This window comes from Streptomyces sp. NPDC029216, assembly GCF_040648015.1.
In the GTDB taxonomy this organism is placed as follows: Bacteria; Actinomycetota; Actinomycetes; order Streptomycetales; family Streptomycetaceae; genus Streptomyces.
In genome coordinates, this window is sequence record NZ_JBEZWL010000039.1 from 1 (window position 1) to 14,188 (window position 14,188).

Sequence of the window (14,188 nt, forward strand, 5' to 3'; positions counted from 1 at the left end):
GAGCTGGACGACCACGACGTCGTGGTCGTCCCAGTGGACGCCGAAGGCCTCGGTGGGGTGCCAGGAGGCGTACAGGTTGGCCTGGACGTCGGTGCGGAAGTGCCGCTCCAGCGCCTCGGCGAGGTCCTGGACGCCCGGGTGGAGCTTGTCGACCGCGTCCAGGACGAGGGAGGCGCCGGCAGCGATCTGCCGGTGCAGCCCGGAGGGTTCGACCCGCTGGCGGACCTCGGAGCGCTTGGTGATCGAGGTGTGCAGGTACTCGTACGGCGGGACCTGCTCCCCGTCGTTGAACAGGCGCAGGCGCGGGGCGTCGAGCCGGTGGCGGGCAACCAGGTCGTTCAGGTCGTCCCACGTGAACAGGCCGCGCAGCCCTGCGGCGGCCTGTGACCAGTGCTGGAAGGAGCGGCCGAAAGCCCCGGCGAGGAAGTCCCCGCCGAGGCTCCGGACCGCCGCGTCAATCGCGGAGGTCATGGTCGGCGATCAGTCGTTGCCGTCGCCCTTGCCGGTGCCCCCGCCGTCGGGGGTCCGGGTCGCGGCTCCCTTGATGGAGCGGCTGGAGAGGATCAGACCGTTCATGACGTACTCCTTCTCTCGTGTCGGATGGAGCGCTGGACGGCGCCCGCCGCCCCCAGGCGAGGCGGGCGCCATGTGCGGGACCGGCCGGAGGGGGAGCCCCTGAGGGCGTTGTCCCGGCCGGTTCCGTTCGACCATTGAAGGTCCGGGGAACAACACGGGGGAGGGCCGGATCGGGGTGCCGATTCCCTCTGCGGGGTGCCGCGTTGGGGGGCCAGGATGGTCTTTCGACACCCACACGCGGGGAGGCCCGGCATGGTGAGCCCGGACGGAATCGGTGAACTGCTGCGCACCATCAGGGAGCGGGCGGACCGGACCCGAGAGCAGCAGGCGAAGCGCATGACCGCCGCCGGCCTCGTGTGCACGGTGGAGAACCTCAAGCGGTGGGAAACCGAGCGCCGCTTACCAACCCCGGTCTGGCGCCCGGCGATCCGTGCCGTCTACGGCTTGAGCGACGAGCAGCTGGACCAGGCGCTGGAGAACACCCGCAGGCACCGCAGGCAGCAGAGGATGGAGGACGACGACGTGAAGCGACGCAAGCTGTTCACCCTGGCGGCGGCCACGGCGGGGTTCGCCGTGCTGCCCGGCATCGCGCAGGCCCGGGAGGGCATCGACACCGGCCTCGCCGGGGACGGGGCCGGTGACCTCGCCTACCTGGAGGGCGCCTTCGAGCGACACCGGGGCGGCTACAACGGCCGGGCCCCCGACGCGGTCCTGACCGAGATGCGCGAGGACCTGGCGCTGCTCGCCGCGGTCCTGCGCCGGCCCCACCCCGCGAAGGACCGCACCGACCTGGCCCGGACGGCCGCCGGTATCTCCGGCCTCGTGGCGATCGTCCAGCACGACCGGGGCGACCAGGCCGACGCGCACCGGTGGTTCGCCACCGCGGCGACGGCCGCCCGCGAGTCCGGAGACCGGCGGATGACGGCCTGGGTCCTGGGACGGCACGCCATGGTCGGCCTGAACTACGGCGCCCCGGCACAGGCTGCCCGCATCGCCGCCCAGGCCCGCCGGGAAGCCGGTACCCGCCCGTCCGGCGCAGCCGCGCTCGCGGCCGCCGTCAACGCCCGCGCCCTGGCCGCCATCGGCGACATCCCCGGCGCCCGCCGCGCGATCGACGACGTCCGCACCCTGGCCGAGCAGCTGGACGGGCCCGAAGGCGCTGACACCTGGTTCGGGTACCCCGCCCAGAAGCACGCGGTGCACCTGTCGCAGGCCTACACACTGCTCGGCGACACCCGCGCCGCGTACCGGGCACAGGACGACGCCCTGGCCCTCACGGTCTCGCCATCGGTCATGACCCGCGCCCTGATCGCCATGGACACCGCCGCGTGCCTGCGCGTCGACGGAGATCCGGGCGCGGCCGCCGCCATGGCCGCCGCCGTCTACGACCGGCTACCGCCCGCCTACCGCAGCGGCTTGGTGCACTCCCGTGCCCAGCTGCTCCACCGGCACCTGGACGGAGCCCCGCGCCGGCTGCTCGGTGATGCTCTCGCCTGAGTTGCGGGTCCCTCGAGGGCGGTTGCTCGGCTGCTGCGAGACTGCGGTGGTGAGCAGTATGCGCCGCCCTCTCGGGCACGGACCGGTCCCCCACGATGAGTCGGCGGAGGAACGTGCGGTGCGCGGGCGTACCGCCGCCGAGCGGGTCACCGAGCAGACTCCCCAGCAGCGGCCCGCCCCGCGTCCCGAACCTGGCCCGGTCGCCCGACGCATTCTCGGAACCGGCCCCGGCACCTGAGCGGGCTGCTCGGCGGCGATTGACCCTGTTAGGTCCAACAGGACTACGCGCGGCCTGGTGCCGCCCGGGAGCCTTGTGTAGGCGCCTCCACGTGTGGGCGGGCGCCCATAGGGTCGGGGTCCATGGAGAACCTGACCGGCCCGCGCCGCGGCCGCTTACAGACCCAACCAAGCGAAGCTGCCTGGGAGGAGACGGAGGTCACCTCCCGGCTCGCCACGGAAGCCGAACTGGAGGCCCTGGGGTATACGGGCCGCGTCCTCGTCATGCAGATCATCCGGACTACGTTCAGGGCCGACGGCACACCCATCGGCAAGACCCTGACCATCCAGGGCGGGAGCACACCGCTCGTGCGGTGGCTGAGGCCGGCGGATGCGGAGGACGAGGAGGCGTACCCGGTCTCCTCCGCTCCGGCGGTGCCAGTGCCCCGAAGCCCGGCCAAGGTGGTACGGACGTACCTGGTGGGCATGGAGGACTCGCCGCTGACGAAGATCGGGCAGACCACCGGCACGCTCAAGTCCCGGCTGGCACAGCTCCAGACCGGCCAGCCCGCCCGGCTCCTGCCGCTCCTGGACGTCGAAGGCGACTACGAGGCCGCGCTGCACGCCCGGTTCTCCGACTACCGGGTGCGCGGGGAGTGGTTCGACCTGACCCCCCTCGGCGATCCGGCCACGGCCGTCGCGGACGCGCTCGCGGTACTCGGGCTGGATATCCGCCGCGAGGGAGGGGGCGATTCCTCCTACCAAGTGCCTCTGGACTTCTGACCCTGCTGCAGGGCCCGGCATCGGCGCGCTCACCGATGCCGGGCCGGACGCTCAGGGCCTGAACGTCCTACGGAGCTGGCAGTCTCGACTGCGCGGGGGACATCGGCGTCGTCATGGGTGCCGCCGGAGCCACCGTCTGCGGTCCAAGCGAGGACAGGTCCTTCTCCATGAAAAGGAAGAAGGCGGTCACCACGGCGAGGCCGACAACCAGCGCCGCCCCCAGCTTCTGGTCTCGGTAGGCCGCGTAGACCGCGGCCCCGCCGAACGCGAGTGCGACAAGGAGCGTGAGCATTACCGATCACCACCGAAGGGTGTGATCGCCGAGAGTGTCTTGTGGGGACGGGGGATCGATGGCGTCCCCCTGTGTGACTTCAGGGCGTGCAGCCCCTTAGTCTCGGTTCCAGCACTGATGGTTTCGATCCAATCTTGATATCGGCTTCCGGCAGGAGCACGGGTTGGGTAACGAGCTGTCGGACTACGTTGGTGGCCCCCCGTTGGCGCGGGGGGTCACCGCTTTTTTCGCCTCCTGATGTCGAGAGCGATCATCGGACTACTTGGTGGGCAACAACGTCCCGTCGACGGCGCTGGGCCCCGGCAGCAACAGGTCCACCCGCCCTGCCAGGCGCTCGATTTCCGCGTTGCTCAGGTTCAGGTCGAACGGCGCGGCAAGCCTGTAGGTACGCACCCGCTCGAAGCCGCGCATCGTGCGCGCGTTCATCACTTCGTCGAACCCGGCGTCCAGCAGCAGCTTGTGACCCAGCAGCTCCTCGATGCCACGCGCCACCGTGTGGCGGCCCAGGCCCAGCGCCCTGGCGCCGCGGGTGTCCTGCGGAAGGGTGAAGGTCTCCTTCCTCCTGCTCATCGCGGCCAGCAGGACGGCCTTGCCAGGCATCCCCAGCTTCTGGTGCCAGCCGTCGCGCCAGTAGGAGAAGGGGACTCGGAAGTAGACGTCTCCCTTCGCGCCGGCAGGGGCGGTGTAGGGCAGCTGGACCTCCCCGACCGGCCCGCACTCTCGCAGCTTGACGATGCGCTTGAGGTGGCCATCCGGCCGACGCTCGATCAGACCCAGCTTCTCCAGGTGCTGCCACTGGCGCGAGACGGCAATGCTGGCCTTCTTGTCGGGACTCATGTAGATGCCGGCTGCCCGTCCCCACAGCTGCGAGCGTTCGGTGACGCCGTAGTCGCCACTGGTGGTGACCGCGTAGACGAGCAGCAGCAACTCCATTGCGTGCGGGAGCCGCAAGAGCTTGGACAGGGGGCCCGGACCGGTAGTCGGCTCCCCGTGCTGACCCGGGACGCGGGCCTGGACGAACTCCCGGCGGATCGGGAAGACGTCGTCGCGCCGCTGAGAGCGCCGCAGCAGGTGCTCGATCGACTCCTCCCGGGTCATCACCCGCTCGGCCATGCCCCCCACCCCCTCCGCTGGCGCCCCAGCGGCGCCTTCGGGAAGAGCATGCCGTCATCCATGCCGTACGGCCGAATGCCGTCCTCCCGTTCTGAACACCCTCATCACCGGTGCCAGCGGAAGTGTTAGCTCCAAACTTCAAACGACCCCCGTGTAGGACCGTATGTGCCGAAAGCGCAGGTCGTCGAGCAAAGCCATCAGATCCACGCTCACTACGCGCCCGTAAGGTTGCAGGTTCAGAACCAGTTGGCTGCGTAGAAAAGGGCCGATCGGGATGCCACCCAGAGAATGTCAGCGGAACGCTGACGCGGGGTGGTTCAGCGTCCGAGAGAGGGGCCGGAGCGGCCCTGGGTCGGCGGCTGGTACCGGTACTCGCTCTGCGCACGCCGGGCGTTCTCGCGGGCCTGCGCGGCGGCCTGCTGCCGGGCCTGCTTGATGTACTCGGCGCGCTGCCGGGTCTCGGCGGCGTGCTGGGTTGGGGCCTGGGTCGCCATGCGCGAGCGCAGCGTCTTCTCCTCCTGCAGTTTGCCCGCCGTGGTGGTGTGCCTCTGCGCGATGCCACGCTGCTCCGCGGCCTGGCGCTCGGCGAGGTCGACCTTCCGGGCGACCACGCTGTTGGCGATCCGCTCGATCTCCGGGAGCCGTTCGCGCATCGCGGCGAGCCGGCTGCGCAGCTCGTCGACGTCGCGCGGGCCCTCCCGTCGGGAGCCCTGCTCCTCGAACAGGCCGATCGTCTCCGGGCTGCGGATTGCGGCCCACGCTTCGCGCCCGGCGTCCTCGGCGGCCCGCCCGGCCCGAAGGATCTCGCGGTACGCCTCGCTCTCCTTCTTGTCGTACTCGGCGGCGATCTCCAGCGTCTCCTTGCGGCTGGTGCCGGCCAGCCGCAGAGCCAGGCGTGACTTGCCCTTCGCCTCGGCCACCCGGCGGAGGACTTCCTGTGCGTGCCGCACGGCCTCGCGCGCCTGCTGCTCGTTGTGCCGCTCCGTCGCGGCGAGCGCGGCAAGCTCGTCGGCGCGGTCCAGCACCGCGGTGACCTCGCGGACCCGCTCCTGGCCGGGGGTGACGGGCCCGGCGAGCTGCGCCCGCTTGGCCTCGGCCTGGCCCATGAAGTCGGCGGCCAGGCGCTCGGCGCGGCGACCTTCGGCGGTCCGCTCGGCGATCAGCGACGTGAGCCGCTGAGCCGAGAGGTGCCCGTACCGGCGCTCGCCCCAGGCCTCGAACTGAGGTTCCGGCCGCTTCTCCTGCTGCGGCTCGGGCCGGGAGGCGAACCCGGCGGCAAGCAGCTGCTCCAGGCGGGCCTTCTGCTCGTCGGTCAACTGCGGCACGTCGTCGCCCTGCAGACGCTCCCGGGCGGCGTCCAGACGGGCCTGACGGTCCGCTGCGCGCTCGTTGGCCGCGTCGGGTTCCGCCGGGTCGGGAACAGCCCGTGCGGCGCTCTCAGCTAGCTCCGGCTTCTCCTGGAGCGGTTCGACGCGGTCTTGCTCTCCGCTCTGCTGGACGGTGTCCTCGACGGTCCGATCGTGCTCGGGCTGCGCCTGGCGCGGGATCATCAGTGCAACGGGCTGCACCTCGGGTGCCGGCGCGAGCTCGTCGGAGACCATCCGGTCGTCGTTGTCGTGCTCCAGGGAGTCGGCGTACGCGGCGACCGTCCGCTCCAGCAGCTCCTGATCCGTGCGGGCCTCGCCGAGACGGCGGCGGGTCTCCTCGCTCTCGACGACGTCGGCGGGCAGCCACAGATGGGTGGCGATCCGGTCGCGGGAGAGCGCCGGGTAGAGGCTGTTCGCGTCGGCGCCCACGCCGTAGACCAGCGTGTAGTCGCAGGTGAGGCCCTGCGCGGCGGCGATGGACATGGCGTAGCCGTGCTGCAGGGCGCCGTCGGCGATCTGGTCGGCGGTGATCCAGGCACGCTCCACGGCGTACTCGCCGTCCTCGGCGGGGCGGCGCCATTCGACGGAGACACCGCCCTTGGCGGCGTAGGTGACCTGCCCGCGGTAGCCGTTGAGGACGTCGACGTCGCCGCCCCGGCGGGTGCGGTAGTCGTTGCGCTTGATCCGGATGACGTCCCCGGCCGCGAGCTCCAGGCGCTCGCCCCCGGCCAGTGCGTACGTCTGCCCGCCGGTGAGTTCGCCGGCCTTCTTGCGCAGTTCGCGGGCACCGCCGTTGAGGACCTCGACGTCCGCGTTGCGGGCGGCGAGCACGACCAGGTCCTCGATCTGGTCGTGGACGTCGCCCTCCAGGCGGTCGACGGTGTCCTTCCACGCACCGAGCATCGCGGCGTACGCATCGTCGGGCGTGCGGACGGCGTGGACGCGGCCGTGCTCGGCGAGCATCGACAGTGCAGTGCGGCGTCCGCCGTCCAGCCACGCCTCCAGCGCGGCCCGCTCCACCGCGTCCTTCTGGCGGCGGTTCTCCGACAGCTCCAGCCCGCCCGTGATCTCGTGGGCGCGCTTGAAGGCGCCGCCGACTCCGATCGCCTTCAGCTGGGCCCAGTCGCCGATCTCGACGACCTTCACGCCGTGCTCGGCGGCCGCCGTGAGCAAGTCGGCGACGTCGCGGTCGTCTACCATCGCGGCCTCTTCGAGGACCAGGACGTCGGTGTCGGCCATGCGGCGGCCGCCGTCGCGGATGTCCATCAGCCACGTCGCCACCGTCGCCGACTTGATGCCGGATTCAGCCTGCAGCTTGGACGCGGCGACCGCCGCGGTGGCGGCGCCGGACACGCGAAGGCCGGCGGCCTCCCAGCCCATCCGTGCGGCGGACATGATCGTGGTCTTGCCGGTGCCCGCCTTGCCGCGCAGCACGTCGACGCCGTGCCCGGCGGTGAGGAACCGCATCGTGGCGGCGCGCTGCTCGTCGGACATGACGAACGGGCGCAGCGGGTCGGTGGTGCGCTGGGTCTCGAAGGTCGCGATGGCGAGCTCGGCGGCTTCCACCGTGAGCTGTGCTGTGCCCTCGTTCAGGCGGTCGGCGGTCGTCTCGGCGATCGTCTGCTCGGCGGCCAGGATCGTCGCGTGGGTGTAGCGCTGGGGGTTGGTCAGGTGCGCCATGCCCTTGGCCGGCAGCGCGACCGCCTCACCCTCGACGGCGAGGACGGCGTCGGTCAGAGTCTCGGCGGCTGCGATGTCGGGCACGCCGAACGGGCAGGCGTCGATGACATGGGCCAGGACGTCGGCGCGCGTGACGGCTTTCCGCGACTCGGTCAGACCACCCTCGCGGCGCCAGATGAACGCGGCGATCTCTTCGGGGGAGGGCACGATCGGGCCGCCGCCGGGGCCTGCGACGGACGGGCCGTCGGGTCCTTCGGGGCCGGGGATCGCGCGGCGGATCATCGCGTCGACGTCGTCGACGACCGTCTCGGCGCGAGCTCGCCAGGCGGCGCGGACGTCGGCCTGGGTGATGGTGGTGTTCTTGCCCTCAGCGAGCTGGCGGGCGATGAGCTTCTGCTCGCCGGTCGTCGCGTCTTCGGCGGCCGCCGCGACGATCTGCGCGTTGCGGCGGGAAAACGCGCGGCGCAGGTTCTCGTCGATGCCGACGACCTCCCACGCGCCGGTCTCGGCGTGCCGCTCCCAGCGCATCCCGAACCGCTCGCCGGTGACCTGCCGCAGGCGGGCCTTCACCATCGCGTCGGCGGCGTGCGCGTGGCGCATGATGTCGCGGCCGCCGGCCCCGACGGTGCGCCACTTGCCGTCCTCGGCGTACGCCATGTTCGCGAGGTTGCCGTGGACGTGCAGGTGCGGGTCGCCGACCTCGCCGCCGACGGGGCGGGCGGAGTAGTGCACGGTCATCCAGCCGAGGAACCCGGAGGTGTCGACGCGGTCGGCGGTCTTGCCGTTGCCGTGCTCGCCGGCCATCGCGTACGCGGCCCAGCCCTCCAGCGCGCCGAACGTTTCGCGGGCCACCTCGAGGAACGCGCCGCGCAGTTCTTCGGACTTCTCGTCCCCGGCGAGGGCGACGGCGGCGCTGTAGGTCTTCGACAAGTCGAGCGTGACGTCGTAGCCGCGGTTGCCGACGCGGATCCGGGCGTCGGCGTACTCGCGGGCTTCCGCCACACCGCCCCGTCCGTACAGCTCGGCGAGGTCGATGCCGGTTGCCTCGGCGAGGTTCTCCGCCGCGCGGAAGGGCACACGGTGGCGGTCGCCCTCGCGGTGCACGCCGCGCTGCAGCCGGGCGAACCTCTTCACCAGTTTCTCGTCGTCGCCGAGCAGCTGCTCGACGCTCACACCGCGTTCGGCGGCCGCCGCCTCGATCGCCTCGGCGAGGGGCCGCGCCTGCACCTTGCCGCGCGGGTCGACGGCCACCTTCGGCGTCACCAGCAGCTCGCCGGTCAGCGGGTGCCGGCCGTCCATCAGGAGACGCGCCTGGTCCTTGTCGACGCTCTGCCCGGCGACCAGGCCGACGTCGGCGAGGCCGCCGCCGATCCACTCCAGATCACGCGCGTCGCCGAGGCGGTAGTCGACCTGCGCGTCCTCCCCTTCGACCTCCAGGCCACGCTGCTCCTCGTGCTCCAGGTCGCATCCGCACTGCCCGGTCAGCCGGTACTCGACCTGCTGCATGTCCGGGCCCAATGTGGTCACCCACGCCATCGCTACTCACCCCCTCCCGCGTCGATGATCTTGAAGTCCGTTGACGTATGGCGCAGCCATACCTTGGTACTTCCTCTTTTGATCTTTGGGTCCATGACAGTACCTCCGGATTGCCGGTTGACCAAAGAGGTCATCCGGGAGGGGTATTCGCACTGCTGACCTGCGCTGAAAGCGCAGACAAGAGGTGCTTGGAAATGGGTCCGGTCAAGGCGAAATCGGACACCGGGAACTCGGTCGTCAGACCGTGGTCAAGGGGCTGCGCGATAGAGGGCCGCGGCCGCCGTGCGGCACGCGGAATGCGTGCCGCACGACGAAGGCCGACGGGCGTTCAGCGGGGCCGCCAGATGGACAGGGCGCGGCCCTTGCCGCAGAGCTGGCACACGCCGCGACCGTCCTCACGGGCGGACTGCTCCTCGGTGTAGAAGAGGTCCATCACCAGGCGCGTGAGCGGCCGGAGGATCGCCGGGGGCAGCGGAATCTCAAACGGGTTCTCCTCGATGCCGACGGCGTCACCGGCGGGGGGCCGGGCCCCGGCCGTGACGGTGAGGGTGACGTCCAGGCCGACGTCCACGGTCACGGTGGCCGGTCCGGTCGAGGCGCCACCGCCGGCGGTGGCGGTGGCGGTGGCGGGCGGCACCAGGAGGAGCCGCCAGTCGGCCAGGCCGCCGTGGGTCTCGTGGCCGGGCAGGGAGGTGTAGGTGTCGACCAGCACCTGGAGCGCCTCGGCGAGGCGGGCGTCGGCGATCCCGGGGTCGCTGTGGAGATGTGACATCGGGGTGGTTCCTTCCGCAGGGTCGGGAGGCTGCGTGATCACGCAGCCTCCCCCGGCCTACGGCATCCCGGGCGGCCTTGGGGCGGGCAACTTCGTCCCCTCCCGCCCGGCGGGCAACGATCTTGATTCCGGCTCCGCCTGGCGGGCCAGCTGCCCGGCGCCAGCCCGGATTTCCGGGCCGGGTGCGTGGTGCACGGAACGCAAAAAGGCCCCTGCTCCGCGACCGGGAGATCCGGTGCGGAGCAGGGGCCTTCGTCGAGCGGGTCGGTCCTATGTCATCGGGCGGCGTACGGGCCGGGCGTCTTCACCGGTTCCGGCGGAACGGGTCGGCGAGGTCGCCGCGCAGCACGCCGTGTACGAGCTGGGCGACCTCGGCGGCCCCGGCCTCGGTGACCGGGGCGTGGATCGAGTGGGACGTCGTGCGGGTGGCGTTGAGCATCAGCTCCCATCCGCTGTCCGAGTACAGGGCGACCGCCAGGCCTCCGGCCGCGCCCCACGTGGGCCCGCCGGGGAGCGGGGAGACGCCGACGCCCATGCGGACGGGCGTGGGGACGACCTCCAGGCCCTCGGCGGTCAGCGCGGCGCGCAGGACGGTGGACAGCTGGCTCAGCTCGGTGGAGGTCCGCTCGGTGGCCGGGCGGCGGTACTTCCGGGTGATCGCCTCGGCGGCGGCCTGGGCGAGCCATCCTTCGTCGTCGGCGGCCTTGCGGTCCAGGCCGTGCTGCTCGGCGGTGGCGAGGTAGGCGTCCAGCAGGGCGGCGGCCTCGGTGACGAGGCTGTCGGCGTACAGCCCGGCGTGGCCGTCGTAGATACGGCGGATCCGGGCGGGCGAGTCGGTGGTCGGGGTGCTCATCTGGTTCCCTTCATGGGTGAAGCCCGGGGCCGGTTCCGACGGCCCCGAGCTTCATGCTGTCGCCCCGTGGTGCCCCGGCGGGCTGGAATGCCGGGACGGGACCCTTGGGGGCGTTGGGTCTAACGGGTCTGGTCGGGCTTCACGGCCGTGTCGAGGTGGTCCAGCGCGCGGTGCAGCAGGGGCCGGTGCGCGGCGTAGAGGGTGCGTCCGGCGGTGGTGATCGCGGCGTCGAGCTGGTCGAGGGAGCCGAAGGGCCACCAGGTGGCGTCGAGGGCGTCGTCGGCGGCGATGACGGTCACGGTGGCGGGCAGCAGGTAGAGCGCGCTGGTGGAGGCGACCCAGGCGTTATCGCTGTTGCGCCAGTCGTCTACGAGGTCCTGGCCGAGGATGACCGGGCGGTGGTCGGAGAGGTCGACACCGGTCTCCTCGCGGAGCTCGCGGACCAGGGCGGCCGGGGCGGTCTCGCCCGGGTCGACCATGCCGCCCGGGATGGCCTCCACTCCGATGTCGTCCCGGGTGATCAGCAGGACCCGGCGGTCCTGGCCGGCGCCCGCGACCACGATCGGGTCGGCGGCGGCGTTCTCTCCCCACTTGCCGAGGTTGCGGCCGATGCGGCCGGTGCGGCCGTGGGGGTGCAGCGGCCAGCCCCGCTCGTCGAGATGGAACTTCACGAGCGCGGCGGCCTGTCGCTGGGGCCAGTCGGTCACGTCGGCGGGCGTCCGGGCTGCCTCCGCCCAGTGGGGCACGTGGTGGGCCAGGGCCGCGGGCTGCAGCTCTGGCGGCGTGATGTCCGTGGGGCTGTACTCGCTCATGTCTCGTCCTTCTCTTTGGGCTGGGCGGCGTCGATGCGGACGCCGGGCAGTCGGGTGTCGATGGCGTGATGCTGGCCGTCGTCGGTGATGACGAGGACGGTGAGGTGCTGGTGTCCGTCGGCACCGCGGGTGAGCCAGGCGGTGTCGACGTCGGCCTCGAAGGTGACCTGGACGCGGCGGCCGGGGCGGGCGAGGGCGCGGTGGCGGGCCTCGTCGTCGTTGAGGGCCTGGGGGCGCGGGGCCGGTGGGGTGTGCGGCACGGTGACGGTGGTCGGGTGCAGGGTCCAGACCGAGGTCTCGCAGCTGCACGCGGTATCGACCAGCGGAGGCGCCGACTTGTAGGCGGCGCGGCAGCGGCCGCAATACCAGACTCGGCAGGTGCCGGGCCTGGCGCTGGGGGTCACGGGCCGGTGGGGGCCGCAAGGGCGGTCCGGGCCCGATCGATGCGCTGGGCGGGGTAGTCGCTCGCGTACCCGGCGGCCTCGTCGAGTTGTTCGGCGGCGTCGCCCTCAGGCAGGTCGCGGCTGGTGTCGGTGATGAGGTCCCCGAGCAAGTGCAGGAGGCCACCGTCCCCGCCGTCGGGGCGGTGCAGGGCGTCCAGGATGAGCTGGCGGTGCTGGGGCTGGAGGACGCCAGCGGAGGCATCGCGGTGGGCGTCGGCGAGGGCGTGGCGGGCCAGGTCCAGGAGGTGGGCCAGGCGGCGGCCGGTCGGGTCGGTCATCGCGGGTCCGTTCCGTACGTGGTGAGCAGGACGGTGACGGCGGCGGCGCTGACGCCGATGAAGCGGTGGAGGGCCTCGTCGAGCTCCATCCACGCGCTGCCCGGGCCGGTGATCTCCTCGTGTGCGCCGCCGTCCGGGTCGAGACGGGTGGCCTGGCAGTGGTCGACGTAGCCGCGCTTGCCGGTGCGGTCGGCCAGCCACAGGAAGAAGGCTCCCCTGTCGATGGCTGCGTGGGTCAGTCCGTTGATGGCGGCGCCGGCCAGGAGCGCGGCCGGGCTGACCCGGTAGCCGAACGCCCGGGTCAGGGTGAGGGCGAGTCCGGTCTGGATGGCGGTGTACTCGGCGGAATGTCGGGCCACGGCCCTTCGGCCGCGGGCGGAGGCGCTCGTGGTCGGCTCGCCGGTCCGGCCGTCGCCCTCCCGCGCGCTGGTGCCGTCCGAGTAGACGCGGTGCTCGCCGTAGAGGCGCTTGCACTTCGCGGTTTCGCTGGCCTGGCCCCAGTGGTCACAGAAGCCGTGGGTCGCCTCGAAGGCGGCGAGGAGGGCGCCGAAGAGGGCCAGGCGCTCAATGGAGGCCGGGCGGCCGAGGGCGGCCGCGGCACGGGTGAGGCGTAAGGCGGGGCGGATCATGCGGTTGTCTCCAGGAGTCTGGTGCGGGTGGGCGGCTTGGGCGGCCCGGTGCAGCGCGTGCGGCGCCGGGCCGGGTGTCAGCTGGTGCGGCGGCGGGGTCCGTCAGCGGTGCGCCGGGAGGGAACGCGGACGGTTCCGCTGACGCTGCTGGCGATGACGTCGAGGTTGTCGGTCTGGGCGCGTTCGGTGGCGTGGACGGTGATGTCGCCGGACACCGAACGGGCGGTGATGTCACCGCCGGCGTTGGCGTGGACGGTGATGTCGCCGGAGACGGTGTTGAGCTGTGCGGTGCCGCCGAAGTCGCCGATGGTGATGTCGCCGGACGCCGTGCTGGCCTCGGCGAGGTCGGTGCGCCCGAGGCGGATCTCCCCGCCCTGCGTCTGTACGTGGAGGCAGGGCGCGTCGTACACGCTGATGGCGCCGGACTGGGTGGAGACGATTGCCTGCTCGACACGGTCGTTGACGGCGACGTCGCCGGACTGGGTGGTGGTGGCGATGGACGTGAGGAGGCCCCAGGTCCGGACGTCCGCGGAGTCGGTGCGGACCAGGACCGAGCTGCCCTCGGGGACCACGGCCGCGATCTCGACGGGGGAGCCGGCGGTGCCCACGCTCGGGTGGGTGGCGCCGATGACGACTCCTCCAACGATGGTCTGGCTGATCACGCCGTAGTTGTGTCCGATGAACTGCATGCTTCCGCTGGTCAGGGCCGCGGCCTGGGCGGTGCCGCTGCCCTCGACGTGGGCGACAAGGGCGCCGCGGGCGTCCCAGTGGAGGCGGGCTTCGCGGACGGCGTCGGCGCAGGGCCCGGTCTCGTCGGCGGTGCGGATGGCGATCGTGGCGGCGGTGGCGGTGGCGTCGGCGCGGACGGTCACGGTGCCGTGGGCGCCCAGGAGGCTGGTGTCGATGTTGATCGGTCCGGCCTGCGGGGCGGTGAGGATGCGCTCATGGGACATGCTGGTGATCTCCTCGGTTCTGCTCTGGACGGGGAGCCCCGGGCGGCCGTACCTCTGGCCGATGCTGCGGCCGCCCGGGATCTGCGCCGGCCTACTGGTCGGCGGTGTAGCGCTTGACCTGGTTGCGGATGTGCTCGCGGCTGAAGTCGAGGTGTTCCGCAACGGCCTTCTGGGTGAGGTTCTTCGAGTCCATCTCCGTCTTGACCGCCGCCCAGTAGGTGCGCTGGGCGTTCTCGATGGCCTTGTCCCGCGCGGCGGCGGCCTCGTCGAGGCGCTTCTTCGCGGCGATGGTCTCGTCGGTGTCGGGTCGGGTGGGGGTCATGGGGATCGGGCTCCGTCTCGGGTGTGAGGGACGATGTGGCTGCCCCCTGCTCCGGGTTGGAGCGGG

The 14,188-nt window shown here is 72.2% G+C and carries 14 protein-coding genes; 2 read left to right on the top strand and 12 right to left on the bottom strand.

Going from position 1 to position 14,188, the window contains the following annotated elements; translation table 11 throughout:
- Nucleotides 1–471: cupin domain-containing protein (locus AB0F18_RS16580; protein ID WP_362060549.1), on the bottom strand; the 471-nt coding region annotated here is incomplete at its 3' end.
- A gap of 357 nt (nt 472–828) precedes the next feature.
- On the opposite strand from AB0F18_RS16580, the gene AB0F18_RS16585 reads away from it, so the two are divergent.
- Entirely contained in the window at nt 829–2,073 is a 1,245-nt protein-coding gene (locus AB0F18_RS16585; RefSeq protein WP_362060552.1) for a transcriptional regulator, read from the top strand.
- A 360-nt stretch (nt 2,074–2,433) separates the two neighbouring features.
- Nucleotides 2,434–3,072 carry a GIY-YIG nuclease family protein gene (locus tag AB0F18_RS16590; protein WP_362060555.1) on the top strand — a complete coding sequence of 213 codons (639 nt, stop codon included), beginning with the start codon at nt 2,434–2,436 and terminating at the stop codon, nt 3,070–3,072.
- Nucleotides 3,073–3,139: 67 nt separating this feature from the next.
- On the opposite strand, the gene AB0F18_RS16595 is transcribed toward AB0F18_RS16590, so the two are convergent.
- The 11 genes from AB0F18_RS16595 to AB0F18_RS16645 form a co-directional block, all read right to left on the bottom strand.
- The gene (locus AB0F18_RS16595) at nt 3,140–3,364 is read right to left on the bottom strand and encodes a hypothetical protein (protein ID WP_362060558.1); all 225 of its coding nucleotides are present in this window, start codon (nt 3,362–3,364) and stop codon (nt 3,140–3,142) included.
- A 258-nt stretch (nt 3,365–3,622) separates the two neighbouring features.
- The gene (locus AB0F18_RS16600; protein ID WP_362060561.1) at nt 3,623–4,477 is read right to left on the bottom strand and encodes a hypothetical protein; all 855 of its coding nucleotides are present in this window, start codon (nt 4,475–4,477) and stop codon (nt 3,623–3,625) included.
- Nucleotides 4,478–4,794: 317 nt separating this feature from the next.
- Nucleotides 4,795–9,051 carry a MobF family relaxase gene (mobF, locus tag AB0F18_RS16605; protein WP_362060564.1) on the bottom strand — a complete coding sequence of 1,419 codons (4,257 nt, stop codon included), beginning with the start codon at nt 9,049–9,051 and terminating at the stop codon, nt 4,795–4,797.
- Between the two features lie 337 nt (nt 9,052–9,388).
- A complete protein-coding gene (locus AB0F18_RS16610; RefSeq protein WP_362060567.1) occupies nt 9,389–9,832 on the bottom strand; it encodes a hypothetical protein in 444 nt (147 codons plus the stop codon).
- Nucleotides 9,833–10,136: 304 nt separating this feature from the next.
- A complete protein-coding gene (locus tag AB0F18_RS16615) occupies nt 10,137–10,685 on the bottom strand; it encodes a hypothetical protein (protein WP_362060569.1) in 549 nt (182 codons plus the stop codon).
- A gap of 119 nt (nt 10,686–10,804) precedes the next feature.
- Entirely contained in the window at nt 10,805–11,497 is a 693-nt protein-coding gene (locus AB0F18_RS16620) for an NUDIX domain-containing protein (RefSeq protein WP_362060572.1), read from the bottom strand.
- Complete coding sequence (locus AB0F18_RS16625) at nt 11,494–11,901, bottom strand: hypothetical protein (protein ID WP_362060574.1); 408 nt, start codon at nt 11,899–11,901, stop codon at nt 11,494–11,496. Before AB0F18_RS16625 ends, AB0F18_RS16620 begins: the two co-directional genes overlap by 4 nt.
- Nucleotides 11,898–12,218, bottom strand: a complete 321-nt coding sequence (locus tag AB0F18_RS16630) for a hypothetical protein (protein WP_362060576.1) — start codon at nt 12,216–12,218, stop codon at nt 11,898–11,900. The genes AB0F18_RS16625 and AB0F18_RS16630 overlap by 4 nt, the downstream gene beginning before the upstream one ends.
- The gene (locus AB0F18_RS16635) at nt 12,215–12,847 is read right to left on the bottom strand and encodes a hypothetical protein (RefSeq protein ID WP_362060578.1); all 633 of its coding nucleotides are present in this window, start codon (nt 12,845–12,847) and stop codon (nt 12,215–12,217) included. The genes AB0F18_RS16630 and AB0F18_RS16635 overlap by 4 nt, the downstream gene beginning before the upstream one ends.
- A gap of 77 nt (nt 12,848–12,924) precedes the next feature.
- Nucleotides 12,925–13,800 carry a DUF4097 family beta strand repeat-containing protein gene (locus tag AB0F18_RS16640; protein WP_362060581.1) on the bottom strand — a complete coding sequence of 292 codons (876 nt, stop codon included), beginning with the start codon at nt 13,798–13,800 and terminating at the stop codon, nt 12,925–12,927.
- Between the two features lie 91 nt (nt 13,801–13,891).
- Nucleotides 13,892–14,122, bottom strand: coding sequence for a hypothetical protein (locus AB0F18_RS16645; RefSeq protein WP_362060584.1), 231 nt, complete (start codon nt 14,120–14,122; stop codon nt 13,892–13,894).
- Nucleotides 14,123–14,188 lie beyond the last annotated feature (66 nt).

Excerpts from the sequence above, each read along its gene's own strand:
- AB0F18_RS16585 (WP_362060552.1), top strand. The coding sequence starts at position 829 with ATGGTGAGCCCGGACGGAATCGGTGAACTGCTGCGCACCATCAGGGAG.
- AB0F18_RS16590 (WP_362060555.1), top strand. The coding sequence starts at position 2,434 with ATGGAGAACCTGACCGGCCCGCGCCGCGGCCGCTTACAGACCCAACCA.
- AB0F18_RS16595 (WP_362060558.1), bottom strand. The coding sequence starts at position 3,364 with ATGCTCACGCTCCTTGTCGCACTCGCGTTCGGCGGGGCCGCGGTCTAC.
- AB0F18_RS16600 (WP_362060561.1), bottom strand. The coding sequence starts at position 4,477 with ATGGCCGAGCGGGTGATGACCCGGGAGGAGTCGATCGAGCACCTGCTG.
- AB0F18_RS16610 (WP_362060567.1), bottom strand. The coding sequence starts at position 9,832 with ATGTCACATCTCCACAGCGACCCCGGGATCGCCGACGCCCGCCTCGCC.
- AB0F18_RS16615 (WP_362060569.1), bottom strand. The coding sequence starts at position 10,685 with ATGAGCACCCCGACCACCGACTCGCCCGCCCGGATCCGCCGTATCTAC.
- AB0F18_RS16620 (WP_362060572.1), bottom strand. The coding sequence starts at position 11,497 with ATGAGCGAGTACAGCCCCACGGACATCACGCCGCCAGAGCTGCAGCCC.
- AB0F18_RS16630 (WP_362060576.1), bottom strand. The coding sequence starts at position 12,218 with ATGACCGACCCGACCGGCCGCCGCCTGGCCCACCTCCTGGACCTGGCC.
- AB0F18_RS16635 (WP_362060578.1), bottom strand. The coding sequence starts at position 12,847 with ATGATCCGCCCCGCCTTACGCCTCACCCGTGCCGCGGCCGCCCTCGGC.
- AB0F18_RS16640 (WP_362060581.1), bottom strand. The coding sequence starts at position 13,800 with ATGTCCCATGAGCGCATCCTCACCGCCCCGCAGGCCGGACCGATCAAC.
- AB0F18_RS16645 (WP_362060584.1), bottom strand. The coding sequence starts at position 14,122 with ATGACCCCCACCCGACCCGACACCGACGAGACCATCGCCGCGAAGAAG.